Origin of the sequence: Faecalibacterium longum, from assembly GCF_040094125.1 — a bacterium.
GTDB lineage: Bacteria > Bacillota > Clostridia > Oscillospirales > Ruminococcaceae > Faecalibacterium > Faecalibacterium longum.
This window is the reverse complement of sequence record NZ_JBBNIH010000106.1, coordinates 16,832-36,714: the sequence shown is the minus strand read 5'-3', so window position 1 is coordinate 36,714 and position 19,883 is coordinate 16,832. Positions and strand designations below refer to the sequence as shown.

Here is a 19,883-nt window from a genome sequence, read left to right as displayed (position 1 = left end):
GGCGGAATTGGCAGACGCGTTAGATTCAGGTTCTAATCGGGGCAACTCGGTGGAGGTTCAAGTCCTCTTATCCGCACCATGACGAATGTTCTTACAGCATTTAGCTGTCAAAGAACATTCGTCATTTTTTATTTGCTAAATAGCGACATCACAGGGGGCGTAGTTCACAACTACGCCTTTTCTTGTATTCACCGACACATCAGGTGTCGGCAAAGGAAGTGCGCTTGGAATCTCGATGGTGCCCACGCAGTTGTAGTGAATGCGGAGCCGCTGCTCCCATACACCGTTGACCTTTTCTGCATTGAACACTTCGATTTTTTCCACCAGTTCATTCAGCATCCGGGGTGTCAGCTTTTTTGCTCTGGTGTACTTGCGAACCAGACTGATGAACATATCCGTTGTCATGGTGCGGCTGCTCTGCTTTTCGATTTCGGAGCGGAGCTGTTTGATTTTCTCGGTCAGCTCCTTTTGCTCGTCCTCGTATCTCCGGGACATTCTGGAAAAGCGTTCGTCAGAGATTTTGCCGGAAACATTGTCCTCATAGATGCGCTCAAAGAGGCCGTCCAGTTCTTCATCACGGGCAAGGAGTGCTTTCAACTCTTTCTCTTTCAGCTTGCGGTCGGCTTCGTCCGCCTGCTGGGAGTGCCCGATAACAGCCTTCAAAAAGTCGTCCTCATAGAGGCTGGCAAACTTGGTCAGCCGCCGAATCTCGCCCAGCACCACTTCTTCCAGAAAGTCTACCCTGATGTAGTGGGTGGATTGGCAGGTGCCACGGTTGCCCTTGTAGTTGGAGCAGTTGAAATACTTGATTTCCGGGTTGCCCTGATTGAAGTGGAAGTGCAGATTGCAGCCGCAGTCTGCGCAGACAAGCAGGCCGGAGAACATATTGTGTTCTCCGTTGCTGGTACGACGTTTGCGCATCTTTCCGCGTTTCTGCTGTACCTGTTCAAATACGGCACGTTCAATAATGGGCTCGTGAACATCTTGGAACACTACCCAATTTTCCGGGTCGTTATGAATCCGCTTCTTGTTCTTGTAGGACTTGGAGTAGGTTTTGAAGTTCAGAACATCACCACAATACTCCTGCTGGTACAGAAGATGGGTAATCGTGGAGCCATTCCACTTGGTGGCGGGGCGCGTCTTGGTCTTTCCGGGACGGCCGATGCCTTTCTGAATCCAGTAGGCCTGCGGCGTCAGGATGCCTTCCTTTTCAAACTGGGTGGCAATCTGTTCCGTACCAAAGCCCTCCAACGTCATATCAAAAATGCGCCGGACAACTTGTGCAGCTTCTTCATCAATGACCCAATGCTTGGGATTGTTCGGGTCCTTGATATATCCATAGGGAGGAAGTCCCATCGGTTCGCCGGAGTTGCCTTTGATTTTATTACTGATACGGCGTTTCTTGCTGATGTCACGGGCATACCACTCATTGAACAGGTTTCGGATGGGTGCCAGTTCATTTTCTCCCTCGGCCGTGTCGATGTTGTCCGAAACGGCAACAAGTCGGATGTCATGGTCTGGGAAAAATTCTTCTGTCAGCCGCCCGACCTCGATATAGTTTCGGCCCAGACGGGAAAGGTCTTTGACGAACACAGCGGAGGCTTTCCCTTGTTCAAGCTGCTGCATCATTTCAACGAAACCGGGACGGTTCATGGTCACGCCGGAAATGCCATCATCCAGAAAGTGAACCAGATTGGTATAGCCTTTTTCTTTTGCAACTTTGGTGAGTAGCTTCTTTTGGTTGCCGATGCTGTAACTCTCGCCCTCCAAATTATCATCACGGGAAAGACGCTCATAGAGAAAAGCGGTTGCTTCACGGGATTTCTTGTTACTCGACTGTTTCATACTCGCTCCTTTCTTGGGACAGTCGAATAGCAAATTCACTTGTACACCTATATTATAACACAATCCGCTTTCTCTGTCCGCTGCCTCCCGAAAGGTCATTATAATTTTTCGCTTTCGGATTTCATCAGCCGGAGAAGAACTTCTCCTAAGGTCTGGGAGCTTTCTTCTTTGAACACCGGCTCAACGATAAAGGAACGATTGCCAATACGATAAGTCGAATCCAGAGTAAGCATCTCTGGATTTTTTGTTTTTTCAGGGTTTGTCTTTTTCGCTTGCATCGTAAAAATCCCCTTTCTTAAAAATCAAAAAATGAGCCAACGGACGGCTGCTGGCAGCAACCCACGGGAATCTCACCCCTGCATTCCTCATGCAGCCCTACTCATTGCCTGCGACGCTCTGAACGCTCGGACCTTGACGGTAAGGGAGTATCAGCCTGTCTGTATGTCATGGCCCGCAAGCAGCCGCGCTTGCATTGCGGCGGGGTGGTGATCGCTCCACTTTTCAAAGAAAAGCATCGTGGCGCACCCGCCGTCCGGCTCGATACAGACAGCAACGTATCCGTTTGCCCTATAATGCACCGCCATTGTCCTGCGGGCATATTTTTCAAGGTGCAGTCCCGAAACGTGGAAAGGGTCAGCCCGTTTCGGCTTTGGTTACAATAGAAGAAATCAGTTTGATTTCCAGATGGCGTTTCATGTACTCGTCTATGCACACATGAGGCTGACCGTGCTTGTCATAGAAAATGCCTGTACAGAGCTTGATGATATAGCCTCTGTAATGTCGCAAAACCTGTTCAACTGCATCGGGGTCCCCAGCGCAGGCAGAGCGAATCACCGAGAGCGGTAAAAACTCTCTGCTCGCGTGTTCATAGGAGTTCATTTACGCCTAACCTCCCTCCGGCAAGTGCGCCTTTAGCTTTTTTTGCAGCTCGTTCAGCGTTTTTGTCCGGTGGCGCTGTACAGCACTCCGGGACATTCCCATGAGGTCGCCAATCTCGCCATCGCCCAGTTCCAGAACGCAAAACAGAATCAGAATGCTTTGTTCTTGCTTTGGCAGGGCGGCAAACGCATTGGCAACAAGCTCATTGTCGAGGTGCAGATCACAGCCGTAGGACGAAAATATAAATTCTTCGCTCGGATAATGGTCTACACTCGTGAGCTGCCCCAGTTCTTCCAATGAAAGAACGCTGAATGACTTTTCACGGTCAAGTAAGCGTTTCTTATTTCGGTGATAGTTCCGGGCCTCATTTCGCAGTACCGCTTTGCAGAACGCATCGAATCGGTACTGTTCGCCATCGTTGCGAGGGATAGCTTCCATCTTCTCACCCCCTTTCCGTGGGGATGTCGGGTGGATTTTTCCCTTTCCGCTAATATGACACCTGAAACACCCGATTCTGCCCGCTTTTTTGAAAATTTCCAAAAATATTTTTTGAAGCAGGCAGCTTTTCAGGTGGCAACAGAAAAGCCCAGCAAACCGAAAACGGCCAACCGGGCATAATGGCAGTATTAAACGCGTAGCAGCTACATTGTATAGTACATAGTAAAAGCCCTGCTGACCCTGTGCGGGAGCAAGGCTTTTTTTGATAGGTCAAGATTGAACGGTCGATAGAATATCAGGCGCATGGCGGCATCCTCCTATGGCCGCCATACAGACGATGAAACGCTCTGATACGCAAAAAGAACCGGCGGCCTTGATTTTCTCAAAAGCCGCCGCTTCAAATGGGCGTGTTGATAGGCTGCTGTACGACGGCTTTTTTCTTTTGCCGTCGTGCGGCAGCTTGTTCCTTTTGCGTTTATCTTAACAAGCAATCCTCACAGAAATGTCACCGACACACGCTGTTTCGACAGAATAATGGGCTGAAATCTCACGAACCTGTGAGATTTGAAAAACCGGGAGAATAATCTCCCGGTTTTCATCGCAAATATTTAATTCTGCCGCAGTCTCTCTACAACGCTTTGCTTAACATTTTGCATGAAAGTTATGACGGGAGTTGCCAAGCAGACCAGTAAAACAATAGCTGCGACAACCAACAGAGAAAATACAGGATAGTGAAAAGCTGCATAAGGAACCATTTTTCTAAAGGCTGAGTATATCGGAATATATATCGCTGTTCCCAGTGTGGCAAGCAGTAGGAAAGAAATACTCCAATAATACCCGCCTTCCCAAAGCAATACATTTCTAATTTGCTTTTTCGTCATTCCTATACTTTCAAGTGTGGCAAATTCATGTTTCCGAGTATTTACACTAACAACCATTGTGTTAATGAAATTCATAATTCCTATCAGCAAAAATACAGTGGACAACCCTGCGGCTATAATCCTTGAGGTCAGCAAATATCCGGCCATTTCTTGCTGCTTTTCATATCGTGACAGAATCGTAATGCCCGGTGACGAAGCAGTAATGGATTGAAGCTGCTCCATAATCCCTTTATCATAACTGCTATCAATAGTATCAAAAGCAATCCGAAAGATTTTAGTTTCTCCAGACAACTTCTCTAATGCCTGCTCACTGATATACAAATCAGGGGCAGTACCTCTCTCATTTCCTCGACCACTTTGAAAATCAGCGTCCAGAAAGCCAGTTGCCACTGTAAAGGCCAGTTCTCCGGACTCACCGACAACGGTGATTGCTTGCCCTGGCTGAATCAATGGGTTTCCCTCAGCATCCGTCATAGCGGACAAAACCACCAACTCTCCCTTTTCAAAGGCTGTTAAGTCAATAGGCTTATCAAGCGTTTTATTAAGTTCTTCGATATATCTGGAATCTATTCCGTAAACGCCGCTCCAAAAATTATCTGTATAGTTTTTCCGTGTTTCCGCATTTGAAAAATCAAGACCCGATACGCCATCCAAGGAATCAATATATTTCCCGAATACATTTTCGCTGTAAATGACATCCATAGTGGGCCACGGTGAAGCGGAATAAGTGACGCGCAGATTTTCAATTCCCTGCATTGTTGCAACTTGCTGCAACATTTCATCAGAGAGCAGGTTTCCTTCTTCGAAAATGCTGTAAGTCAATGCGAAATCACTTTCTCCCCATTGATTTACAAAATTGTCTGGACTTAGGCTTGATAGTAAACCAGCAGAAACCAAAAACAATATTAAGCCTAAAAATAAGGACGCAAAAGTAAGGACAGCGCTTTTAGGGTTTCTAAAAATATTATCTCGTGCCATCCGGGATAATTTTGTTCTATGGCTCTTATGATCTCGGTAACTCCTTGTATTTGCCTCCGTATAGCGTAAAGCCGCAACAGGAGAAATACTTGCAGCTATTTTCGCTGGTTTCATGCTGCCGATGATTGCGGTAAAAAATGTGAAGATTGCGGCACCCGCAAAAATAATGGGGGAAAAGGACACTATCTCCCCAAGGTCTGTATCGCCTGAGTACATTATATTCATGGCAAACGGAACAAGTCCAAGCGAAACAATACCACCGACAATCAGGCCGCTGGGAATACCGATCACCGCCGTTCTGAATATTTGAGAACGCACGATTCGCTTGATTTGTCTTTTTGTCGTGCCTATCGTTTTAAGCTGTCCATAGAATTGTGTATCTCTTGAAATTGAGATATACAGAATGTTATAAATCAGCAAATAGCCGCTGATAATGATAAAGACGATAATAGCAGCCAGTGGAAGAACAATGGTGGTGGAATTACTCTGAGCAATAGGTACAATTTCAAAGGACTGGCTTTCTGTAAACGAAATCTTCCGTTTTAGTTTTTCACAGGATCGCAGGGCATTACTGTCATCAGAAAAAGAAATCATGGCGGTAGACACACTATCAAAGGGAAGCCCTGTTTGTGTTGCAAAAAGCTCCGAAACATAAGCAGCACCACGGTTGCCTGCACGCGAAGCCGAATAATCTGTGTAATAGCCTGACAAAACAAATTCATCGGAGCTGTATTGATAATCTGTTCCGAGCTGATAGGAAAGGGAAATATTCATCCCTATCTGTGGATCATCAATCCCCATTGCACGCAAAGCCCATGTAGGGAGCATAATTTCATTTTTTGCTTGCGGATAATCTCCGTGTATATCCGAAATTGTTGGTACACGGTGTTCTTGCCATTCTGTTTCGTCTATCCAAGTAATACTCAGCAGGGCATCGTCCATTCCAGATGTATCAATGCTGCCCAATCTCTGACTGACACCAACTACGGATACCAAGCCGGATTGGCTCAATTCTACATATTGTTCTTCTGAGAGGCTTGTAATTGCCACATCCGCAGTCGTGCCCATCGCACGAATTTGCTGCATTTGATAGGTTTCAAAATAACTGCACCCCAAACTAAACACAGATGTAATCATAAAGGCGGTCAAGAATAATGCGATGGTAACGAAAACATTTCTCTGCTTATTAGCGCGGTAGCTTCTTTTGGCAAGACGATTGATTGTTGCCTGATTATTGTTCCCAAATAAAATATCATCCATCAATGTCACCCCCTGTCACTATGCGATTTTTCCGTCCTCAATACGGATAATTCGGTCGGCAAGCTGGGCAATTTCATTGTTATGGGTAATCATTACAAGCGTTTGATGGAACTTCTGACTTGTAACTTTCAGCAAACCAAGAACATCACTACTTGTCCGGCTATCCAAATTGCCTGTCGGTTCATCTGCAAGTATAATAGCTGGTTTGGAAACAAGGGCGCGGGCAATCGCTACACGCTGCTGCTGGCCGCCGGACAGATTGTTAGGCATACTGTTCAGCTTCCCATCGAGAGCCAACATTTTCACGACTTCATCCATAAACCGCTTGTCCACGGTATCACCATCCAGCTCCACCGGCAGGACAATATTTTCATAGACATTTAGCACAGGAACAAGATTGTAATTCTGAAAGATAAACCCGATGTTACGTCTGCGGAAGATGGTAAGCTGTTCATCCTTGAGTTTCGATAATTCTTTCCCTTTTACTTTAATACTGCCGGAAGTTGGCGTATCTAACCCGCCCATCATGTTCAGCAAAGTAGACTTACCGCTGCCGGAAGTACCAACAATGGCAACAAATTCACCTTCCTCAATGGATAGGGTCACGCCATCCAATGCTTTTGTAATGTTCGGTTCGGTGCCGTAATATTTCTTCAAATCTGTCGTTTGTAATATGTTCATATAGAACACCACCCTTTCTTTTTGATGGCTCTATCATAAAAGGTAAACCTCACAGAAATGTCACGGGAAACAAAATACCTCTGTTTAATTAAATCTCAAATGTCATAGGCCTGTGACATTTTGTTTTTTAGCGTACTTATTTTATTGTCGAGGCAGAAAGACGGAAAAAGTTGAACCCCTCCCAACCTCGGATATTACCCGGATATAACCGCCTTGCAAGGTTACGATCTCACGAGCCAGATATAGACCAATACCAATTCCATCTACATCATGTACGATGTCCTCCCGATAGAACCGCTTGAAAATTGCCCCCTGATGCTGTTCTGAGATGCCAATGCCTGTATCAGTAATGTCAATTTTCACATACATTTCCCAACTTTCAACCGAAACCCGGATTTGACCGCCCTCCGGCGTATATTTCACCGCATTATCCAAAATGTTGAACAGCGCTTCACCTGTCCATTTTCTGTCATGAGAAACGATCAAGCTCTCCGGGCAGTCCACTTGAACATTGATCTGTTTTTTCTCGGCGTTCAGAAGGATACCTCCCAATGCGGCGGCAAGCGTGTCATAAAGCGGCTGGCTTTTCTTTTCCAGAGAAATGACACCTGTTTCCAGACGCGAGGTTTTAATCATAGCCTGCATGAGAAAATCCAGTTTATCAAGTTGGGTGGCCTGTGCTGTAAGAAACTCTTTTTGCTTTTGCACAGGGATTTCATTTTCAAGCAGGGTGCTGTTAATCACTTTCAAGTTCGCAATCGGGGTCTTGACCTGATGAGAAATATCGGAAATAAGTTCTTGCAAGTCAGCCCGCTCTTGTGCAATGCTGTTCTTGTTTTCCTGCATGATTTCATACAAACGGTTCAACCGATATTCAATTTTATAGAAAAGACTTTCTTCTTCCACAGTCTGTTTCGGCTGCATATTCCCGGACAACATATCATCCATCAAACTGCAAAAAGCATCGGAGAACATCGCCAATTTGCGGCGAACCAGCACCATAAAACAAATAGAGCAAAACAGCACAAAGATGCCGAACAATAGTACATACCAAACAGCGGTTATATCTTGGGTCAACGCATATAAAGCCACTGAAACCGTCACCATTGCCGCCAGCAGGAGAACAGCTAAAAAGATACAGGCTTTGTTGACGGAAAGCTTTCGCACATTCATTTCAGCGCCCCTCCGATCCACATATAGCCCATACCATATACCGTTTTGATGTACTGACGGTCGGGTGTTTCGATTTTGTTTCGTACCCGGCTGATAGCCGCAGTCAGAGCGTGTTCATCCACAAAATTTCCGTCTGCGTCCCACAGTTTTTCCAACAAGACTTGCCGCGTCAAAACGATCTGTGGATTTTTCATCAGGATTTTCAAAAGTCGATATTCCAGTGGGGTGAATGTAAGTGGCTTTCCTGACAGGGCAGCACTCATCTCTGAAAAATTGATGGTCAGTGTGCCATCCTCATAAGTATCACCACCATATTGTTTTGTCAGCCGCCCCAGCACCACCGCCAGTTTCTTTTGAAAGACGCTCATAGGGAAAGGCTTTGTCACATAATCCTCTGCGCCCAGTTCATACCCTTTGAGCATATCGCTTTCCATATCATTTGCGGTCAGAAAAATAATAGCGGTATCGGGGCGGCGTTCTTTTACCTCCCGACAGAAGTCAAAACCGTTCCCGTCCGGCAAATTTACATCCAGCACAATCAGGTCATAGTCCTGCTTCGTCAAGAAACTACTGGCCGCTGATTTTGTCAGTGCAGAATCAACCGCATAGCCCGCAGTATTCAAGTTATAGCATAAAGTATTATTCAAAAGTCGATCATCCTCGACTACTAAAATTCGCATGGTATAACACTCCTTCATTTTCAGTGTAGCGCCCAAATGTCACAGAAACCTCACGATGGAGTGATTTTCTCTGATAATTAAAACGGGAAACGTGCCTTTTCTCTTGCAAAGAACGGTCCAGCCTCATTATATATGGCTGCACTAATAATAGCAACGCAGAAGGATGAAATATAAAGTGTAATCAGAATAGCTTTTACAACATTCCATGTGTCGTCCATGAACTATAAAATGTATATGGGTGATGCAGAATGGCAAAAATTGAGGACTGTCCCGGCTTTGAAACGTTCGGAGCGGATGTCAAGGCAGCACGAAAGGCAAAACAGCTTTCCCGCAGTGCGCTGGCCGACATGATACATTGTGACAGCCGGTATCTTGCGAACATCGAAAACGAAGGCACGTTGCCCAGCTTGCCGGTGGTGATTCAGCTGATAAAAATATGTGGTCTGCCGGTGGAACGGTACTTCAACCCGGAACTTATGCGGGAAGAAAGTGCAGAGCGTCAGCGGGTCAGCCACAAGCTGCAGCTTTGCCCGGAAGAATACTTGCCCATCGTAGAAGGTGCCATTGACGGTGCCCTGCGAATCCATGAACAGGAAAAAGAACATGCGTGTGTCTGATTGCCACGCATGGTCATTGAGAGGATGCAAAAAGCGTCCTCTTATTTTTTTGCATTTTGCGAGCAGAACGGGGGTGTTGTGGTGTCATAGTAGTGGGGAAAGGTAACGTAGCAAGCATAGGGAGTGTAGCCACTCCCGGCAGAAATGCTTGCTGGGGAGTACCCCAGACCCCCAAGAAACGAGGTGAAACTATGACGAACCGAACCCGAAAAATTGTTCTGCGTGTTCCCGTGACGCCGGAGGAACGGGAACTTATCCGGCAGAAGATGGCTCTGCTGCATACCCGGAACTTTTCTGCATACGCCCGGAAGATGCTGATAGACGGTTATGTTGTCCACATCGACACCACCGACATCCGGGCGCAAACCGCCGAACTGCAAAAGATTGGTGTCAACGTCAATCAGATCGCGCGGCGGCTGAACAGCATGGGGCCGCTGTACACACAAGACGTTGCGGACATCAAGGGAGCGCTGGCACAGATATGGCAGTTACAAAGATACATCCTATCAAGTCAACGCTGAAAAAGGCACTGGACTACATCGAGAATCCAGCCAAGACGGATGAAAAAATGCTGGTGTCCTCCTTTGCCTGCTCCTATGAAACCGCCGACATCGAATTTGAACTGCTGCTATCACAAGCCATGCAGAAAGGCAACAATCTGGCCCACCACCTGATACAGTCTTTTGCGCCGGGCGAAACCACGCCGGAGCGGGCCCACGAGATTGGCCGGCAGCTTGCAGATGAAGTCCTGCAAGGCAAATACCCGTATGTGCTGACCACGCACATTGACAAAGGGCACGTCCATAATCACATCATCTTCTGTGCTGTGGACATGGTGAATCAGCGAAAGTATGTTTCCAACCGACAAAGCTATGCCTACATCCGGCGCATCAGCGACCGGCTGTGCAAGGAACATGGCCTGTCCGTGGTAATGCCCGGCCAAGACAGGGGCAAGAGCTATGCCGAGTGGGACGCGCACCGCAAGGGCACGAGTTGGAAGGCGAAGCTGAAAGCCGCCATAGATGCAGCCATTCCGCAGGCCAAGGATTTTGACGATTTTCTGCGGCTCCTGCAGGAGCAGGGCTACGAGGTAAAGCGTGGCAAGTATGTTTCGTTCCGTGCGCCCGGACAGGAACGGTTCACCCGCTGCAAAACACTGGGAGAAGCCTATACCGAGGAAGCTATTACCGAGCGCATTAAAGGACGGTCCGTGGAACGGAAGCCCAAAGAAAACCATAAAATTTCGCTGCGGATTGATTTGGAGAACAGCATCAAGGCCCAGCAGTCCGCAGGGTATGAGAAGTGGGCAAAACTCCACAATCTGAAACAGGCTGCCCGGACGCTGAACTTTCTGACGGAGCATGAAATTGATAGTTACCCGGATTTGGAAAGCCGGGTGGCCGAGATCACCGCCGCCAGCACCGAAGCTGCCGCCGCATTGAAAGCAGCAGAGCGCCGGCTTGCTGAAATGGCCGTGCTGATAAAGGATGTCACCACCTGTAAAGAACTGCGCCCACTGTTGCAGGAGTATCAGCGGGCTGCTGACAAAAAGCAGTTCCGACGTAAGCATGAAGGAACCTTGATTCTCTATGAAGCAGCGGCGAAAGCTCTAAAAGAGCAGGGCTTTCAAAAGCTGCCCGACCTCTACGCCCTGAAAAACGAGTATAAGCAACTGGCCGAGCAGAAAGACCAGATGCAGCGGCAGTACAATGATGCCAAACGCCAGATGCAGGAGTATGGCATCATAAAGCAGAATGTGGACGGCATTCTGCGGACAGCACCGGGAAAGGAGCAGATGCAGGAACGGTAAATCTGCACAAAATATTGTTCGGATTTTTGAATCCCAAACGCTTAGACCGGGTGGCGTTTCCGCCCGAAATCATGTAAAATAGACTTAGACAACGAAAGCGAGGAACCCTCTATGGCAGAAGTGAACGATAACGGCTCTATCCAGCTTTTTGAAGATCAGAAAATCCGTACTGCATGGGATGCAGAAAAGGAAGAATGGTATTTTTCGATTATTGATGTTATTTCTGTTTTAACTGGAACAGCCAATCCACGGCGATATTGGAGTGACCTGAAGCGTAAGCTGAAAGCTGAGGGGGCAAATGAGTTGTACGAAAAAATCGTACAACTGAAAATGTTGTCCTCTGATGGAAAACGGTACAAGACAGATGTCGCCAACACCGAACAGCTTTTGCGTATCATCCAGTCCATCCCGTCCCCGAAAGCTGAACCGTTCAAGGCATGGCTGGCAATGGTGGGCAAGGAACGCATCGAAGAAACCATCGACCCGGAGCAAGCTATTGACCGTGCGCTTGATACCTATTTGAAGAAAAGCTACTCCGAAGAATGGATTCACCAGCGGCTTTTGGCAATCCGCATCCGCAACGAACTAACGGACGAATGGAAGAAGCGCGGAGTGCAAAAGGGCAAGGAGTACGCCATCCTGACCGATGAAATCTCCCGCGCATGGTCCGGCATGACCACGGGGCAGTACAAGCGGCTGAAAGGTCTGACAAAAGAAAATCTCCGGGACAACATGACCGATTTGGAACTTGTGCTGACCATGCTGGCGGAAGCATCTACCACGGATATTTCCAAGACTGCAAAGCCGCAGACCTTTGAAGAAAACAAGCAGGTTGCTAAACGCGGCGGCAAAGTGGCCGGCATTGCGCGGCAGGCTCTTGAAGCGGAAACCGGCAAGCCCGTTATCACAGAAAAGAATGCGTTTGACTTCCAGCAGCTTGTGACCGACATTGTAGAAGATGCCGCCGAACTGCCAGAAAATCCCACCGAGAAAAAAGATAAAGACTGATACATGAAAATAGCCGGACACAGCAGCCACAAGGCCACCGTGTCCGGCTATTTCTGTGTTGACAATGGCACATTACTTTCACTGAAAATAATGTGCCATTGTTAAGCTGGCGGTATTATTCACCCGTAAAATCAAACCTCTGTCCGTCAAAGTCAGCATCGGTCATGTGCTCCAACTTTGCAATGGTGCCGTTTGCCAGCCGCCGCATTTCCGTGTCCATGTCCGGCAGGGCGGTCAGCATCCGCGCCATCGTTCGGCGGCGGTCAGAGGTGTGGTACATACAGATCAAATTTTCTTCTTCCACGCTGAAATTCATGGTCAGACCTCCATTTCATGTTGTTTGCTGCGGGCCGCTGCCTTTTTCGGGCTGGCGGCCTGTTTTGTTTCGGAAAGCTGCTTGCGGACGGAAGCACGGGGCTTGCGGATGCCCCTGTCCCGGTTCTCCTTTTTGTCAACCAGCGCATAGATGCCGAAACGGTCTTTCACGCTGGAAAGGTGCATGGATTTGTACGGCAGCATGGCAAGCAGCTGGTCCGTGTCCCGGCTGGATGCCAGTTTGGTAAAATAGGGCGATACCTCCACCATAAAATGATTCTTGTCCGGGCTGTTGGGAGCAGCCAGCCGTTTCATGTCTGCCGCAATGCGCTGGGCCTCGGCCTCAATCAGCCCGGTGTGCAGTGCCGCAAGATGTTCTTTGAAATCACCGGGCCGTGCCGGTTCCCGGCTGCGCTGCTCCTGCCGGATGGCCGCTTGCAGAAGTTCCGGGTCACGGGGCTGCATTTCATACCGCACGAACTCCCCGAAATATTTGTCCGGGCGGCTGTCGAAATGCTTTTTCGGGCCAATCTCCCGCATCCCGCTTTCGTAGATCAGACGATTGGCACCCACGGGCAGGGCGACTTCCCGGATGTGCTGGAAGTGCTGCTGATAGTCCAGTTCATACAGATTGCCTTGCACGGTTCCGTTGGCCGCGCCGGTCAGCTCCACCGCATAGGCAAGAATCCTGTCATGGGTCTGTTCGCCGCAGAATTTCCATGTGTTGTAGGCTTGCGTGTCTTTGAGCAGCACGTCCCGTTCCCGGAAGCAGAATGTTCCAGAAGGCCGGGACAGCCACAACAGCAGCTTATCTTCCGGCTGGTCGCTGCGGGCGGCCTCCCGCAGCATCTTGATGTCATAGGCAAAATCGCCCTGATAGTATGCGGTGTTCTGGTGCATAATGGCTTCCAGCGCAGCGATCACATCCATATTTTCAAATTTTTGCACGGCTTATACCTCCAATTCCTTTGTCTTTTCCCGTGGCGGTGTTTGCTTGCTCTGCTCCTTTTTTGCGGCATCCAGCTGTGCCCGGATGGATGGCTTTTTCGGCTTGGCCGTGTGGGACTTCTTGGCTTTTGGTGCCTTTTCTTCGGCCTTGACTGCGGCGGCAAGGTCCGTCAGAGAGATTTGTTCTCCGGCTTTTGCTTTGGCCTCCAATTCGCCCAGAGAGGGCGTATTGTTCAGCACGCCATCAATCATATTTTCGTTTTGTTCGGTGGAAAGTTCTGCGGTACGCAGCGGATTTTCCCGCAAGAACTCCGGCACCTGCTGGAAGCCCACACTGTCGCAGTAGTGGGCGGTGTCCTGCCCATTCTGGTGCAGTACCACCACATCCGAAACAGACAGTGAGTGTCCCTTGAAATCTGCCGGATGGTCCACGTTGAACGTGCGGTAGAGGTCCTCCAACGTGGTGCCAGCAGCCAGCGGCGCGGCGTAAACCTCCGTATAGTTGGCCTTGTCCACGGACAAACCAGCGGCCTGCAGGCGGTCGTAGGGCTCAAAACGGTAATCGCGGGTGGAATCTTCATTGCGCAGCTGGTAGATGGAAAAGCTGTCCTGCTGCGGTGCTTCAAAGCCTGCCGCTGCGTATTCCTCTACGGTCATTCCAGCATCGGCAGCTTCCTGCGCGATCTCGGCCTGTACCTGTGCCTTATAGTCCTGCAAGGTCTGGTCAAAGTCGGCCAGCTTGGGCGGTTCCGGCAAGTCATACTGGCCTTGGTTGAGCAGCGGGCGGCAGTCCTGCACATAGGCCACAACAGCGTTGTAATAGGCCGCCTGTTCCGGCGAAATGTTCTGCCCCTCCTGCAAAGCGGTGGCGGCGGTCTGCTCCATAGCGGAAAGATTGCAATGTTGTTTGAGGTACGGGATAAACTCGGTCAGCACCATTTCCCGCTCTGCCTTGTCTTGTTCCCACGCTTCCGGGCCTTTGTTGTGCAGAACAAAATTTTTCCAGTTCTCGTCCTTGGCGTAGTATTCGTGGTAGTTCTGGATATGCTGAACCAAAGAACCCTCTCCGTCACCAAAATCTTGCCGTCCCTCGTAGTTGTCGGGCTGGCCGTTCAGGGTAAAATCAATACGGAATGCGGTCTTGTCGTACCAGCCGCCCGTGTAGCCGTCCTTTTCCCGGTCCGTGTGCTGGGCGGTGTCCAGTTTTTCAAAAACTCGGTTTGCCACGGACAGCGGCATGATTTCGCCGTCCTGCAGCTTGTCGCTTTCACTCCACAGAACCGTGACCGTAGGCTCTGCGGCGGGGTCTGGAATTTTAATGGGCGTGGGAATTTCGTTTGCCTTTTCCGCCGCCTCTTGGAACGCCGCCAGCTTGTCGCCCAACAGGACTTCCGACACTGCGGCTGTCTGCCCCAGCAGATTAAGTGCTTCCTGCCCGGCATCTGGCAGGGTCAGACCGGGCGCGTCCAGCTGCCCACCGTCCAGAGCCGTGTGGTCCGGGCCATACAGAGTGTAGTCATAGCCGGAATCGCAGGTCTGGATGAACAGGGTGTTGCCACTGTCCAGCACAAATGCAGTCTCCTGTGCAGCAGAAAGGTCTGCTTCCCGCTGCTGGCGCAGCTCTGCCAGATGTTCGTCCAGTGCAGAGATCAGCTCATGGGCTGTGCTGCGGATAACTTCCAGAGAGGCTTTCAGTTCCGCCAGTTCCCGGCCCGAACTCCACCCAGCCACATAGCCAAACGAATACTCAGACGTGTCCAGCCCATAGTGCTGGCAGACAGTATAGGCCACGCTTTCGGCCTGCACCTCGCGGGTGCGGCTGTCCGGGCGGTTGGTCTGTTCCGGGTCGTTGGGGTCGATGGCGTGGAGCTTGGCATGGGCAATCTCGTGGATGGCCGTCTTGATGGTCTGTAACTGGCTCATGCCCTCTTGGATGGCAATGCGGTTGTCGAGAAGATGAAAGTAACCATGCGCCCCGCCCTCGATGTCCTCAAACCCGATGGGTACCGGGGATGCCTGCTCCAATGCCTTGAAAAAATCTTGGTAGTCCTGCACGCTGCCGGACAGTTCATTCACCGCGATAGAGGGCAGAGGTGCGCCCTCGGTCTGGCTGACATCGAACACGGACACCACCTTGAACGCCGGAATCTGTACCGTTTTTTCCTCGGTCAGCGGCTTGCCGTCCTTGTCCAGAATCGGCTTGCCCTGTTCGTCCAGCTTTTCCATCTTCTGCTTGACCTTGTACGGCGCAGGAGCCAGAATCTTGATGCCTTTTTCGCCTTTCTTTACGGTGCGGTGGAACGTGTCTTTCCACTTGTTGAAGCCCGCCACCAGCTGCCCGCCCTGCATGGCGATCAGCAAGGTGTTGTTGAAGCTGTAATTGTGGAATTTCGCCATCGTGGTGAGGTAGGCCTTGTAGCGGTCACTGTCGAATAATTCTTGAATGCCTGTTTCCAGCCGGTCCGTGATTTCTTTCATGCGTTCCGCGCTGTCCTTGCCGTTTAGGATAATGGGAATAACTTTCTGCGGTTCCGTTTCAGGCTGAACAGGTGGCGGGATGTTGGCCGAATCTCGCAAAACTTCCGGCGCAGGAAAGGACAGTACCCGGTATTCCTCCGGCACAGGCTGGCCCTCGTGGACTTTCTGCCACTCGTCCCCGCTTTTGACAAGGTAGCCGTACTGGGTGAACGCACCCTGTTCCTGCTGAGCCACATACCGGCCAAACTGTGCCGTGTCGATGCCGCCTTTCCATTCTTCCGGCATATTCACCATGCCGGAGCGATTCAGGTAGTAATCTCCTAGCTGGGCAGGCCCGTGCACATCCGGCAGATGCACATAGTAGTCCACGTTTTCGGGAAAGTCGGTGATTCTCCCGATGCTGAAAAGCTCACTCTGCGGGGCTTGCAGGGCGGCGTTCAGCTCTGCGCGTTCCCCGGTAGAGAGGGTTTCCAGTCGTGATGCCAGAAAGTTCAGTTCGTCCACATTGGATGCCAGCACCATGTTATAAGAAATTGCAAAGCGTTTTTCTTCCTCGGCAAAGTAGCCAGAAATGAAAAGGCCCTGCGGATTATCGGACGAAATGCCGATTTGCCGCAGGGCCACTTGTACCTGTTCGGTTGTGGTGGGCAGGTCCAGCCAGACGCCATCTCCGCCTTGTTGCTGTCGATTTTGCAGCTGGATGGAAAATAGTTCGCTCATTTGGTCACACTCCTTTTTTGCTATCCTACGGATAGAGAGAGTCGGTTATGGCAAAATGAATGCTTCACCTTACCATAACCGGCCCTCGTTTTCTTTATCCCTTACGCTCTACCCGGTAATTGACGTACTTGCCTCCCGTATCTGCTAGAAGTACTGTTGCATCATAGGTTTTGCCTGTTTTCTCGGAGTAGAGGCCCTTGACCTTTGCCTTACCGTTTTTGAGCAGAGCGGCGGCGATCTTTGGGGTGAACGCCTTTTTGCGCTGCTCAAAGAAGCGGTCATTCTTCCACATCACGAACTGACAGCTACGATTCCCGCAGTAGAAATTCTTTTTGCCCTCATAGACGTTTTCACCACACCGGGGACACTTGCCGATGATAACCCGTTCCGACTGGAACAGGTTTTGTTTGTCCGCGCTGATGCAGGAATAGGTCTTGACCAGCTGACGCACCTGCGCTTCAATTTCGGCCATAAACTCGTCCGGGTCTGCGCTGCCTTTGGCAATCTCGGTCAGACGGTTTTCCCATTCAGCAGTCAGAGCGGGAGAGGTCAGGCTTTCCGGCAGAACCACCGCCAGATTGATGCCGTCCTTGGTGGGGACAAGCTGCTTACCCTTGCGCTGCACAAAGCCCATTTGCACCAGTTTTTCCAGAATCGCGGCACGGGTGGCCGGAGTGCCCAGCCCCTTACGTTCCGCTTGGCCCAGGCCACCCTCTCTTGCTCCTGCGGAGCAATTCACCTTGTCCTCCGGCATATCTTCGGCCCCGGCCCGCTCCATTGCCGACAGGAGCGTATCTTCGGTGTAGGCTTTCGGCGGGGACGTGAAGTGTTCCGAAACGTTAGCCATCACGGAAAAACTCTGTCCCTCGGCCAGTTCCGGCAGGGTGTTCAGCACTTCTTCCTCGGTATCCGCTTTCAGGTTGGAGCGGAACCGCTGGTCGATTTCTTTCCAACCGGGAACAAGCACCGTCTTTCCCTTGGCGGTGAACTCGTTCCCGGCGCAGGAGAACACAGCAGTCACCGTTTCGTACTCATGGGGCGCAGCCACGGCGCAGAGCAGCTTGGAGCAGACAAGGTTCATCAGCTTGCTCTCACTTTCCGCAAGACCAGTGAACCCCTGCTTTACAAATTCGGACGTGGGGATGATGGCGTGGTGGTCCGATACCTTTTTGCTGTTCAGAATCCGGCCCACTTCCGGGGTCAAGCCAAGCCCTTGGGCAAAGGGCAGCAGCCCCAGCAGGTCAGACACAAGATGTTGTGCTGTCTGGCCCATATCCTCGGTCAGATATTGGCTGTCGGTGCGGGGATAGGTCAGCAGTTTCTTTTCGTAAAGTTGCTGGGCATAATCAAGGGTCTGCTTTGCCGTGAAACCGAACAGGCGGTTTGCCTCCCGCTGCAAGGTGGTCAGGTCATAGAGCTTGGGCGGCTGTTCTGTCTTTTTCTCCCGTTTGACAGAAGTACAGACGGCAACTGCACTCGTGCATTTTTCTTTGAGAGAATTTGCGGTTTCTGCATCCGCAATGCACCCACTGTCTGCTTTCAGGCTGCCGGAATGGATGCCGACCGTGTAATACTTTTCTTTCTGGAAGCGCAGGATTTTTGCGTCCCGATCCACCAACATTTTCAGTGTCGGGGTCTGCACCCGGCCTACCGTCAGGGTTTTGTGATACAGCACCGAAAACAGTCGCGTTGCATTGATGCCCACCAGCCAATCTGCTTTTGCACGGCAGAGGGCCGATTGGTACAGCGCATCGTAATCCGAATCCGGGCGCAGGTTTGCAAAGCCCTCCCGGATGGCGGCATCCTCCATGCTGGAAACCCAGAGCCGCTTCACAGGTTTCGTGCAGCCGGCCATTTGGTAGACAAAGCGGAAGATAAGTTCTCCCTCCCGGCCTGCGTCGGTTGCGGCGGTCACACTGTCCACATCCGGGCGGTTGAGCAGGGCACGCAGAACTTCAAACTGCTGTTTCTTTTCGTCCGGGACAATGAACTGCCACGGCTGGGGCAGGATGGGCAAATCTTCATACTTCCACTTGCAGTATTTTTCATCGTACTGGCCCGCCTCGGCAAAGGACACCAGATGCCCGATGCACCAGCTGACCAAATAACCACCGCCCTGCCAATAGCCGGTTTGCTTTTCAGTGGCCCCGATCACGGCGGCAATGCTGCGGGCCACACTGGGTTTTTCGGCGATCACCAGCTGAAAGCTCATGTTTCGTCCTCCTGTCCGTCCTCCGAATGAATCTCGATTTCAGCCGGTTCCTCGTCTGCATCCTCGTCCTCGCCAAAATCGTATTCGTCCAGATCATCGTGCCCGGTGGTATCGGCCTTGGGCTTGCGGAACTTGAAATAATAGAGGGCCGCGCCGCCGCCCGCCAGAGCCAGCACCAGCAGGATCATCAGACTGCCCATGTTGGACTTGGGCTTTTCCTGCGGCGTTTCGGTGTCGGTTTTCACCGCTTCCGGGGCCGTGCAGTTGCGCAGGCTCTTTTCACACAAGGGGCAGTTTTCGTTGACGTTTCCGGCCTCACATTTCACGGTGCAGGTGCAGACCTCGGCGGTCTGCGGTTCTTCATCCAGCAGAGCCAGCAAGTCGGCATCGTCCACTTGGTTCAGAAAGTGGACAGAAGTTTCCTTGTCCTCGTTGGCGCGGTCAATCAGGATGTAAAAATAATTCCCGGCCTTGGTGGTCACGGTGATAAGCTGCTTGTCGCCGTAAAAATCATCCACCAGTGTTGCGTTGCCTTTGGGCGTGATGGACACGCCCTCCGGCTCCATGCCGCCCGTAGTCGGTTCTTCCTCGGCAATTTCTGGCAGAGGTTCCGGGGCAGGGTCAGTGCCGCTTGCAAAAACAGGCATGGAGAACGAACAGAGGCAGAGCAGGATAGCCAGCAGTCCGGCAGCGAAGCGGTTCCAGTTGTCAGGTTTCATCGGCGGCATCCTCCTGTTTGTGGTACGGGGTGGCGGTGGGTGCAGCATTCAACGCACCGCTGCGCAGGAAGGCCGCGAACTCGTCCGGCTTCATGTTCATGCTGCGCACCAGCTGAATGATCTGCAGGTTTTCCTGTTCAGTCTTTGCAGATTCCAGTTCTTTCAACTGCTGCTGGTATTCGCTGATTTTTTCTTTGAGCCGTTCGATGTCGCGCTCAATGCGGGAAAGTCTTTTTGCCAT

Annotated in this window: 20 protein-coding genes; 6 read left to right on the top strand and 14 right to left on the bottom strand. The window is 50.7% G+C overall.

Features of this window, described 5'->3' with window-relative positions; genetic code table 11:
• Window positions 1–135: 135 nt before the first annotated feature.
• From AAAU26_RS04330 to AAAU26_RS04315, 4 genes are all read right to left on the bottom strand, one after another.
• Window positions 136–1,845 (bottom strand): recombinase family protein, encoded by a 1,710-nt coding sequence (locus AAAU26_RS04330; RefSeq protein ID WP_044960728.1) that lies wholly within the window; start codon window positions 1,843–1,845, stop codon window positions 136–138.
• 98 nt (window positions 1,846–1,943) lie between these two features.
• Window positions 1,944–2,123: a hypothetical protein gene (locus AAAU26_RS04325; protein WP_005927535.1), complete on the bottom strand. Its 180-nt coding sequence runs from the start codon at window positions 2,121–2,123 to the stop codon at window positions 1,944–1,946.
• Between the two features lie 355 nt (window positions 2,124–2,478).
• On the bottom strand, window positions 2,479–2,724 hold the full coding sequence (locus AAAU26_RS04320; protein ID WP_227618675.1) for a helix-turn-helix domain-containing protein: 246 nt from the start codon (window positions 2,722–2,724) through the stop codon (window positions 2,479–2,481).
• 6 nt (window positions 2,725–2,730) lie between these two features.
• Window positions 2,731–3,162 (bottom strand): sigma-70 family RNA polymerase sigma factor, encoded by a 432-nt coding sequence (locus tag AAAU26_RS04315; RefSeq protein ID WP_227618674.1) that lies wholly within the window; start codon window positions 3,160–3,162, stop codon window positions 2,731–2,733.
• A 30-nt stretch (window positions 3,163–3,192) separates the two neighbouring features.
• On the opposite strand from AAAU26_RS04315, the gene AAAU26_RS04310 reads away from it, so the two are divergent.
• Together AAAU26_RS04310 and AAAU26_RS04305 are read left to right on the top strand one after the other, a co-directional pair.
• Window positions 3,193–3,342, top strand: a complete 150-nt coding sequence (locus AAAU26_RS04310; protein ID WP_227618673.1) for a hypothetical protein — start codon at window positions 3,193–3,195, stop codon at window positions 3,340–3,342.
• A gap of 139 nt (window positions 3,343–3,481) precedes the next feature.
• Window positions 3,482–3,646: a hypothetical protein gene (locus AAAU26_RS04305; protein WP_227618672.1), complete on the top strand. Its 165-nt coding sequence runs from the start codon at window positions 3,482–3,484 to the stop codon at window positions 3,644–3,646.
• 124 nt (window positions 3,647–3,770) lie between these two features.
• On the opposite strand, the gene AAAU26_RS04300 is transcribed toward AAAU26_RS04305, so the two are convergent.
• The 4 genes from AAAU26_RS04300 to AAAU26_RS04285 form a co-directional block, all read right to left on the bottom strand.
• Complete coding sequence (locus AAAU26_RS04300; RefSeq protein ID WP_227618671.1) at window positions 3,771–6,281, bottom strand: ABC transporter permease; 2,511 nt, start codon at window positions 6,279–6,281, stop codon at window positions 3,771–3,773.
• Window positions 6,282–6,299: 18 nt separating this feature from the next.
• Window positions 6,300–6,962 (bottom strand): ABC transporter ATP-binding protein, encoded by a 663-nt coding sequence (locus tag AAAU26_RS04295; RefSeq protein WP_156071499.1) that lies wholly within the window; start codon window positions 6,960–6,962, stop codon window positions 6,300–6,302.
• A gap of 141 nt (window positions 6,963–7,103) precedes the next feature.
• The gene (locus tag AAAU26_RS04290; RefSeq protein WP_156071501.1) at window positions 7,104–8,135 is read right to left on the bottom strand and encodes a sensor histidine kinase; all 1,032 of its coding nucleotides are present in this window, start codon (window positions 8,133–8,135) and stop codon (window positions 7,104–7,106) included.
• Window positions 8,132–8,815: a response regulator transcription factor gene (locus tag AAAU26_RS04285; protein WP_097785029.1), complete on the bottom strand. Its 684-nt coding sequence runs from the start codon at window positions 8,813–8,815 to the stop codon at window positions 8,132–8,134. The genes AAAU26_RS04290 and AAAU26_RS04285 overlap by 4 nt, the downstream gene beginning before the upstream one ends.
• Window positions 8,816–9,063: 248 nt before the next feature.
• On the opposite strand from AAAU26_RS04285, the gene AAAU26_RS04280 reads away from it, so the two are divergent.
• The 4 genes from AAAU26_RS04280 to AAAU26_RS04265 all read left to right on the top strand — a co-directional run bounded on the left by AAAU26_RS04280 (window position 9,064) and on the right by AAAU26_RS04265 (window position 12,250).
• The gene (locus AAAU26_RS04280; protein WP_097793305.1) at window positions 9,064–9,432 is read left to right on the top strand and encodes a helix-turn-helix transcriptional regulator; all 369 of its coding nucleotides are present in this window, start codon (window positions 9,064–9,066) and stop codon (window positions 9,430–9,432) included.
• Window positions 9,433–9,623: 191 nt separating this feature from the next.
• Window positions 9,624–9,953, top strand: a complete 330-nt coding sequence (locus AAAU26_RS04275) for a plasmid mobilization protein (protein WP_097793304.1) — start codon at window positions 9,624–9,626, stop codon at window positions 9,951–9,953.
• Window positions 9,914–11,242: a relaxase/mobilization nuclease domain-containing protein gene (locus AAAU26_RS04270; protein ID WP_129873382.1), complete on the top strand. Its 1,329-nt coding sequence runs from the start codon at window positions 9,914–9,916 to the stop codon at window positions 11,240–11,242. The genes AAAU26_RS04275 and AAAU26_RS04270 overlap by 40 nt, the downstream gene beginning before the upstream one ends.
• Window positions 11,243–11,353: 111 nt before the next feature.
• On the top strand, window positions 11,354–12,250 hold the full coding sequence (locus AAAU26_RS04265; RefSeq protein WP_227618670.1) for a BRO-N domain-containing protein: 897 nt from the start codon (window positions 11,354–11,356) through the stop codon (window positions 12,248–12,250).
• 115 nt (window positions 12,251–12,365) lie between these two features.
• Here the strand turns inward: AAAU26_RS04265 and AAAU26_RS04260 are convergent, their stop codons facing one another.
• The 6 genes from AAAU26_RS04260 to AAAU26_RS04235 form a co-directional block, all read right to left on the bottom strand.
• Window positions 12,366–12,566 (bottom strand): transposon-transfer assisting family protein, encoded by a 201-nt coding sequence (locus AAAU26_RS04260; RefSeq protein ID WP_005922868.1) that lies wholly within the window; start codon window positions 12,564–12,566, stop codon window positions 12,366–12,368.
• A gap of 2 nt (window positions 12,567–12,568) precedes the next feature.
• On the bottom strand, window positions 12,569–13,513 hold the full coding sequence (locus tag AAAU26_RS04255; RefSeq protein WP_431834274.1) for a hypothetical protein: 945 nt from the start codon (window positions 13,511–13,513) through the stop codon (window positions 12,569–12,571).
• A gap of 3 nt (window positions 13,514–13,516) precedes the next feature.
• The gene (locus AAAU26_RS04250; RefSeq protein ID WP_227618669.1) at window positions 13,517–16,711 is read right to left on the bottom strand and encodes a YodL domain-containing protein; all 3,195 of its coding nucleotides are present in this window, start codon (window positions 16,709–16,711) and stop codon (window positions 13,517–13,519) included.
• A 94-nt stretch (window positions 16,712–16,805) separates the two neighbouring features.
• Window positions 16,806–18,923, bottom strand: coding sequence for a DNA topoisomerase 3 (locus tag AAAU26_RS04245; RefSeq protein ID WP_227618668.1), 2,118 nt, complete (start codon window positions 18,921–18,923; stop codon window positions 16,806–16,808).
• Window positions 18,920–19,642, bottom strand: a complete 723-nt coding sequence (locus tag AAAU26_RS04240; RefSeq protein ID WP_098922183.1) for a DUF4366 domain-containing protein — start codon at window positions 19,640–19,642, stop codon at window positions 18,920–18,922. Before AAAU26_RS04240 ends, AAAU26_RS04245 begins: the two co-directional genes overlap by 4 nt.
• Window positions 19,632–19,883: a DUF4315 family protein gene (locus AAAU26_RS04235; protein ID WP_015537333.1), complete on the bottom strand. Its 252-nt coding sequence runs from the start codon at window positions 19,881–19,883 to the stop codon at window positions 19,632–19,634. The genes AAAU26_RS04240 and AAAU26_RS04235 overlap by 11 nt, the downstream gene beginning before the upstream one ends.